This is a genomic window from Streptomyces sp. MK37H (genome assembly GCF_018035285.1).
Lineage (GTDB): Bacteria > Actinomycetota > Actinomycetes > Streptomycetales > Streptomycetaceae > Streptomyces > Streptomyces endocoffeicus.
Window position 1 is genome coordinate 1 of record NZ_JAAAYH010000441.1, and the last position, 7,245, is coordinate 7,245.

Below are 7,245 nucleotides of genomic sequence, written 5' to 3' on the forward strand. Positions count from 1 at the left end.
GCCGCGCCGCACCTCCCTGCCGCTGCGCACCGCCGCGATACCCGCCGCCATGGCGCTCACCACCGCGCTGGCCTTCCTGCCCACCACCGCCACCGCGCTCGGCCGGGACGGCCACGCCGCCGCGGCCGCCACGGCCGACGGTCCGTCCCTGAGCTATGTCGTCAACACCCGCCCGGGGCAGGACCCGTCCCGGATCCGCAAGGCCATCGCCCAGGCCGGCGGCACGGTCGTCGTGTCCTACGACCGGATCGGCGTCATCGTCGTCCACTCCGCCAACCCGGACTTCGCCAAGACCGTCCGTAAGGTGCGCGGCGTCACCTCCGCCGGGAACACCCGCACCGCCCCGCTGCCCGCCCAGTCCACCGACGACATCGACACGCCGAAGCTGCTGAGCGAGAAGCAGCGGCAGGCGGTGGCGGCGAAGGCGAAGGCCGGGCAGGACCCGCTGGAGCCGCTGCAGTGGGATCTGCCGGCGATCAAGGCGGACAAGGCGCATGAGAAGAGCCTGGGCAGCCGTAAGGTCACCGTCGGGGTCATCGACACCGGTGTGGACGACACCCACCCCGATCTGGCACCGAACTTCGACCGTAAGGCGTCCGTCAACTGTGTGACGGGCAAGCCGGACACCGCCGACGGCGCCTGGCGGCCGAGCGCCGAGGAGTCCCCGCACGGCACGCATGTGGCGGGCGAGATCGCCGCCGCGAAGAACGGCATCGGCGTCACCGGTGTGGCCCCGGGCGTCAAGGTCTCCGGGATCAAGGTGTCCACGACGGCCGGGTTCTTCTACACCGAGGCGGTCGTCTGCGGCTTCGTCTGGGCCGCCGAGCACGGCGTGGACGTCACCAACAACAGCTATTACACCGACCCGTGGTACTTCAACTGCACCACCGACCCGGACCAGAAGGCCCTGGTCGAGGCGGTGCGCCGGGCCTCGTCGTACGCCGAGCGCCGGGGCGTGGTCAATGTGGCCGCGGCGGGCAACGAGAACTACGACCTGACCTCGGACACCATCACCGACCCCTCCAGCCCCAACGACACCACCCCTGGTGACCGGGAGGTGGACCCGAGCGTCTGCCTGGACATCCCGACCCAGCTGCCGGGCGTCGTCACGGTCGCCTCGACCGGCGCCAAGGGGCTCAAGTCCTCGTTCTCCAACTACGGCCTGGGAATCATCGACATCGCGGCTCCCGGCGGCGACAGCACCATCTACCAGAAGCCCGAGCCCCCGGCCACCAGCGGCCTGATCTACAACACGCTGCCGGGCGGGCAGTACGGCTACATGGCGGGCACGTCGATGGCCTCCCCGCATGTGGCCGGTGTCGCGGCGCTCATCAAGAGCACCCATCCGCACGCCTCCCCCTGGCAGGTGAAGGCGCTACTCAAGGCCGAGGCCGATGACCTCGCCTGCCCGACGCCGTACGACATCGACGGCGACGGCACGGTCGACGCGGTGTGCGAGGGCGGTAAGCGGTACAACGGCTTCTACGGCGCCGGGCTCGCGGACGCCCTGGACGCCGTCGAGAAGTGACCGGCTGACACAATGCACGGGCCGCCGGGGCGGAGCAGCCGCCCCGGCGGCCCGTACGTGTTCCCATGAAGCCGCGAGAGGACCCCGTTCCCGTGCATCACGACGACTCCTGGGGACCGCTGCCCCCGCGGCCGGCCTTCTCGCTGCTGATCCGCTTCGTGCTGACCGTGCTGCTGCTGCCGCTGTGGTGGGCGCTGATCGTGGTGATCTTCCTCGGCTTCATCGCCTTCGGGATCGTGGCCGAGATCCTTACGGTGATCCCCGGGTTCGAGAAGGGGTTCCTCGGCCTGATCGACAAGTTCGGGGACAGCGTGAAGGTGTGGCCCGCCTGGTGTGTGACGCTCCCGGAGCTGCGGCACGAGGGCGACGCGGCCTTCTACCGGGCTCGGGTCGACAAGCGCATCGCCTCCTGGACCGCCAAGGAACTGGCCGCCCAGAAGGCGAAGAAGGCCCCGCCGCCGGGCCCGCACGACATCCCTGTGCGCGAGTACCGCGGGGTGGGCGCGGGTTATGTGGTCGAGGCGGCGCGCGCCCGGGACTGGGAGCTGAGCCATGACCGCCACTCGGACCCGCTGCGCGTGGTCCGGCTCAGGCGGCTGCCGGTCACGGACTGACGAGGGTCACAGCCTTACGGGCGTCACGGGCTGACGAGTGTCACGGCCTTACCGGCGTCACGGGCTGATGAGTGTCACAGCCTTACGGACGTCACGGGCTTACGCGTCACGGCCTTACGGACGTCACGGGCTGACGAGCGCCCGTTCCGGCGCGGGGCGCGGGACCGCGTCGCGCGTCGCCCCCGCCGCCAGCAGCCACTGGGCGGCTATGTAGGTGGCCATGATCCAGAACTGGGGCACCGGCGGCCGTGGCCAGTCGGCGAGCCCGGCCGCGATCAGGGTGTCGGAGAGCATGAACAGCGCCCCGCCGAGCCCGGTCCACAGGCCCGCCCCGAGCGCGGCCAGCGCCATGACCGTCAGCAGCAGGCTGTAGCCCGCGACGGGAAGCCGCAGATGCGCCGCGAGGCCGGGCCACAGCAGCGCCACCGTGCCCAGCCACGCGGCCCCGTACCCGGCGGCCACCCAGGGCACCGTACGGCGCCGCCCGGCGCGGGCGAACAGCGCCAGATAGCAGAGGTGCCCGGCCGCGAAGCACCCCATTCCGGCCAGGAACGCGGTCTCGCCGCCGATCTGCAGCAGCACATCGCCCCCGCAGCCGCACAGCAGCGCGGCCGGTAGCGGCCACGGCCCGCCGCGCGCCAGGGCCCATACGGCGAGCACGGGCATCAGGGCGGGCTTGGTGAGGTGGACGACGGCGGTGGCGTCCACGAGCAGCGCGCCCAGGTGAACCGCGGTCAGCAGCGCGAAGAGGGCCTGAAGGACCGTCGTCGCGCGCCCGGCGGCGGCCGTCACCGCACGCTCTCGCCGACCGGCTCCGGCCGCCCGGACCCCGGACCGGCCTCCGGGGAACCGGCCTCCGGGAGACCCGCCTCCGGGACCGCCGCGGGCTGCCAGCCCGGCCCCCGGAAGACCCGGCCCGCCCGCTCGCGCCAGTCCCGCGCCGCCGCGATGTCGCGGGCGATGGCCGCGTACTCGTGCGTGGCCACGCGCAGCGGGTTGTAGGTGTCGATGTTCTTCGTCAGGCCGTAGACGGGCCGCTCGGTCTCGGGGACGAAGGACCCGAAGAGCCGGTCCCAGACGATGAGGATGCCCCCGAAGTTGCGGTCCAGATAGCCGCCTTGTGAGGCGTGGTGGACGCGGTGGTGCGAGGGGGTGTTGAAGACGAACTCGATGGGGCGCGGCAAGGTGCCGATCCGCTCGGTGTGGATCCAGAACTGGTAGACGAGGTTCACCGACGAGCAGAACGCCACCGCCGCCGGATGCACCCCGAGCGCGATCATCGGCACATAGAACGGCCAGACGGTCCAGGTGGTCCACGGCTGCCGCAGGGCGGTGGTGAAGTTGAACTTGCGGCTGGAGTGGTGCACCACATGGCACGCCCACAGGATGCGGATGACGTGGTGCCCGCGGTGCGACCAGTAGTAGAAGAAGTCCTGGGCGAGCAGCATCAGCGGCAGCGTCCACCACACCACCGGGACGCGCAGCGGGGTGAGTTCGTAGCCGGCGGCGTAGATCGCCACAATCGGGATCTTCCACAGCAGATCGAAGACCAGGCTGCCGAGCCCCATGCTGACGCTGGTCACGGCGTCCTTCGCCGCGTAGCCCTCGGCGTCGTCGTCGGGGTGGAAGCGGTAGCTCACCATCTCCACGACGGCGAGCAGGACAAAGGCCGGTATCGACCACATCACGGCATTGGGCAGGTGCGGCATGTCCGAAACATAGAACCGCCCGTAAGACCGCCGCTAGGGGTAGTTACCAACAAGTATGGTAGATGCGGCGTCAACAACAGGCCTCGCCTCGGGCCGCATGGCCGATTAAGCTCCCCGCCTGTGCGCAGAGCCAGAGAACGGTTCCGGATCGGCGGCATAGCCTTCGCCTGCCTGCTGTCGGCGCTCACCACGGGGTGCTCCTCCGGGGCGGGCGGCGATGACTCCCCCTCAGCCCTGATGGACGCGGTGGGGCACATCTCGACCGCGGGCGCGGCGGGGGCCCAGGTCTCCTATCTCGACGCCGCCCGGGTGCGCTCCCTGGAGAAGGGCGACTCCCAGCGGTTCCGCGCCGTCGGCCAGGCGGGCAGTCCGCTGATGACGGGTTACCGCTTCAACGCCCATGCCTATGGCCTCGATCCGGCCATGATCGACACCGATGTGACCAATGGATACGCCGGGCACTGGCAGGGCTCCTTCGACGCGGACCGCGTCACCGCCAAGCTCAAGGCGGGCGGCTTCGCCCGGCGCACCTGGCACGGCGAGACGGTCTGGACGAAGGACGGGATCACCCTCCAGGTCGCCAAGGACGAGATCTCCTTCGGCTACGCCGGTAAGGATCTGTCGGCGGTGCGCCCGGCCAAGGGCAAGTCCGTGGCGGACGACTCGGACTACCGGGCGCTGGGCGACTGTCTGGGCGATGTCTACCGCGTCGACTTCGGCGGGAAGAACCCCAAGGACCCGGTGCGCCTCTCGGCCACCGGACAGCTGGCGAAGTCCGCGAAGCAGACATCCGGGGTCATCTGCGCCCTCACCGGTGGCAAACGGACCGCAGAACGGGCCGCCGGCCGCCTGAAGTCCGTCATCCACCAGCGGGCCCCGCGCTTCGACGGCGCCAAGGTGACGGTTCTCACGGGGAATTCGCCCGGGGTGAAGGTGACGGTGCCCGACCGCCCCGGCGACAAGCGCGCCGGCCGCCTCCTCATCAGCGACATCGATCTGCAGCTGGCCCTGTCCAAGCTCTGACGCGCCGCGTACAGACTCTGACCCGCCGCCCGGGCCCGACGCCCCGTCAACCCCGGGGCGGCGGACGTCCCGACCGGCCCGCCGGTCAGGGTTGTCGGTGACGGCCCGTATCCTCATTGACCATGCTCGAAGACCCCACGGCAGCCGCCCCGCACCTCGCCCCGCCGTCCTCCTGGCCGGCCACCTATCCGCAGGGGTACGCGGTCGTCGACGTGGAGACCACCGGCCTCGCCCGCGACGACCGGATCGTCTCCGCGGCGGTCTATCAGCTCGACGCCCGGGGCGCGGTGCAGGACCACTGGTACACGCTGGTCAATCCGCAGCGCGATCCGGGCCCGGTGTGGATCCACGGCCTGACGGAGGAGACGCTGGCGGACGCCCCGCGCTTCCCCGAGATCGCCGCGGAGCTCTCCGAGCGCCTGGCCGACCGCGTCCTGGTCGCGCACAACGCCGCCTTCGACTGGTCGATGCTCGCCCGCGAGTACGCCCGCACCCGCGGCGCCGCGCCCGTGCGGCAACGGCTGTGCACCATCGCCCTCTCCAAGGAGCTGGGCCTGCCGCTGCCCAACCACAAGCTGGAGACCCTCGCCGCGCACTACGGAGTGGTCCAGCGGCGCGCCCACCACGCCCTGGACGACGCGCGGGTGCTCGCCGAGACCTTCCGGCCCAGCCTCCACCGGGCCGCGGAGACCGGGCTGCGGCTGCCGCTGCTGGCCTGCCAGCCGCTCACGGAGTGGTCCGACGGCCCGGCGATCGGCCGTCAGCGGTCGTACCGGCAGACCTGGCGCCCCAGCCGCAAGCGCCCCGCCTGCCCCTACCCCAACCCCGGGCGCTACGAGCCGGGCGGGCAGCTGGTCCAGGGCATGCGGGTGGCGTTCTCCGGGGACACCTCCGTGGACCGCGAGCTGCTGGAGGACCGGGCCGTCGAGGCCGGGCTGCACGTGGCCACCAGCGTCTCCCGGCTCACCAGCGTGCTGGTCACCAACGACCCGGAGTCGCCCACGTCCAAGACCACCAAGGCCCGCTCCTTCGGCACGCCCGTCATCGATGAGGCGGCCTTCATGCAGCTTCTGCAGGACGTCACCCCCGCGCCGCCGACAAACAGGTGAAGTCGGCGCGACGCGCCCGCCCACCGCTCGCCCGCCACCGCGCGGCCCCGCAGGCTGAGGCGTATGGCACGTTGTGAGGTCTGCGGAAACGACTACCGGATGACATTCGAAGTACACGCACAGGGCAATGTGCACGTCTTCGACTGTTTCCAGTGCGCCATCCACCGCATGGCGCCCATTTGCGAGCACTGCCGGGCCCAGATCATCGGGCAGGGCGTGGAGGCCGACGGCCACTTCTACTGCTGTGCGCACTGCGCGCGGGCGGAAGGGAAGGTGGGCATCGTCGACCATGTGTGAACCCGGCCACCTGCGTGGATTGTCCTGGGGCGCCCCCAGCGGCCGAGGGACAATCCACGCCGAGTAGGGTCAAGGATGTGTACCGCTTCCTGTTGACCCGGCAGTGGGTGATCCTCACACTCGTGGCCCTGGCCCTGATCCCGACGATGATCAGGCTGGGTTTCTGGCAGCTGCACCGCCATGAGCACCGGGTCGCGCAGAACCAGCTGATCGGGGACAACCTCGACGCCCCGGCCGTTGCCGTCGAGAAGTTCACCGCCCCCGGTCGTACGGTCCCCCGCGACGACACCTGGCGCACGGTGACCGCCACCGGCACCTATGACACCGCCCATGAGGTCGTCGTCCGCCAGCGCACCGGCTCCGACGAGCAGTCCATCGGCTACTTCGTCCTCACCCCGCTGCTGCTCCCGGACGACCGCGCGGTGCTGGTCAACCGGGGCTGGATCCCGGCGGGCACGGACCTCACCAAGTTCCCCAAGGTCCCCGCCGCCCCCTCCGGCAAGGTCACCGTCACCGGCCGGCTGAAGGCCGACGAGACAACCGGCAACAGCGGCATCAAGGACAAGCAGGGGCTGCCGCCCCGCCAGGTCTCGCTGATCAACAGCGAGCAGCAGGCGAAGGCGCTGTCCCGGCCCGTCCTCGGCGGATACATCGAGCTCACCTCGTCCTCCCCCAAGGGCACCAAGCAGCCCCAGCCGGTCGCCGCGCCCAACCACAGCGACATCGGCCCCCATATGGCGTACGCCGTCCAGTGGTGGCTGTTCTCCGCCGGTGTGCCCATCGGCTGGTTCGTGCTGGCCCGCCGCGAGCGCCGGGACCGCGCCGCCGAGGCCGCGAAGGCGGCGGCGACGCCGGAGAAGGTCCCCGCCACGGCCGCCGCGGACTAGGCCCTCGTCCAACGGGTCGTGACGCCTGCGGAGGGCGGGGCCCCTCCCCGCCCTTCCCGCGGCATCGATGTGCGGCTC

At 71.2% G+C, this 7,245-nt stretch carries 8 protein-coding genes; 6 read left to right on the top strand and 2 right to left on the bottom strand.

Annotated features, from left to right (window positions below; translation table 11 throughout):
- Positions 1-49 precede the first annotated feature (49 nt).
- Both GWI24_RS37110 and GWI24_RS37115 read left to right on the top strand, forming a co-directional pair.
- Positions 50-1,528: a S8 family serine peptidase gene (locus tag GWI24_RS37110; RefSeq protein ID WP_247617405.1), complete on the top strand. Its 1,479-nt coding sequence runs from the start codon at positions 50-52 to the stop codon at positions 1,526-1,528.
- A 92-nt stretch (positions 1,529-1,620) separates the two neighbouring features.
- Positions 1,621-2,142, top strand: coding sequence for a hypothetical protein (locus tag GWI24_RS37115; protein WP_210950445.1), 522 nt, complete (start codon positions 1,621-1,623; stop codon positions 2,140-2,142).
- Between the two features lie 123 nt (positions 2,143-2,265).
- Here GWI24_RS37115 and GWI24_RS37120 read toward each other — a convergent pair whose 3' ends face one another.
- Positions 2,266-2,934, bottom strand: coding sequence for a lysoplasmalogenase (locus tag GWI24_RS37120; RefSeq protein WP_210950446.1), 669 nt, complete (start codon positions 2,932-2,934; stop codon positions 2,266-2,268).
- Positions 2,931-3,851 (bottom strand): sterol desaturase family protein, encoded by a 921-nt coding sequence (locus tag GWI24_RS37125; RefSeq protein WP_210950447.1) that lies wholly within the window; start codon positions 3,849-3,851, stop codon positions 2,931-2,933. The genes GWI24_RS37120 and GWI24_RS37125 overlap by 4 nt, the downstream gene beginning before the upstream one ends.
- 120 nt (positions 3,852-3,971) lie before the next feature.
- On the opposite strand from GWI24_RS37125, the gene GWI24_RS37130 reads away from it, so the two are divergent.
- The 4 genes from GWI24_RS37130 to GWI24_RS37145 all read left to right on the top strand — a co-directional run bounded on the left by GWI24_RS37130 (position 3,972) and on the right by GWI24_RS37145 (position 7,167).
- Positions 3,972-4,874 carry a hypothetical protein gene (locus GWI24_RS37130; protein ID WP_210950448.1) on the top strand — a complete coding sequence of 301 codons (903 nt, stop codon included), beginning with the start codon at positions 3,972-3,974 and terminating at the stop codon, positions 4,872-4,874.
- A gap of 122 nt (positions 4,875-4,996) precedes the next feature.
- A complete protein-coding gene (locus GWI24_RS37135) occupies positions 4,997-5,983 on the top strand; it encodes a DEDDh family exonuclease (RefSeq protein ID WP_210950449.1) in 987 nt (328 codons plus the stop codon).
- 63 nt (positions 5,984-6,046) lie between these two features.
- Positions 6,047-6,280: a hypothetical protein gene (locus GWI24_RS37140; protein ID WP_201853613.1), complete on the top strand. Its 234-nt coding sequence runs from the start codon at positions 6,047-6,049 to the stop codon at positions 6,278-6,280.
- Between the two features lie 77 nt (positions 6,281-6,357).
- Positions 6,358-7,167, top strand: a complete 810-nt coding sequence (locus GWI24_RS37145; protein WP_210950450.1) for an SURF1 family protein — start codon at positions 6,358-6,360, stop codon at positions 7,165-7,167.
- The last annotated feature ends 78 nt before the right edge of the window (positions 7,168-7,245 follow it).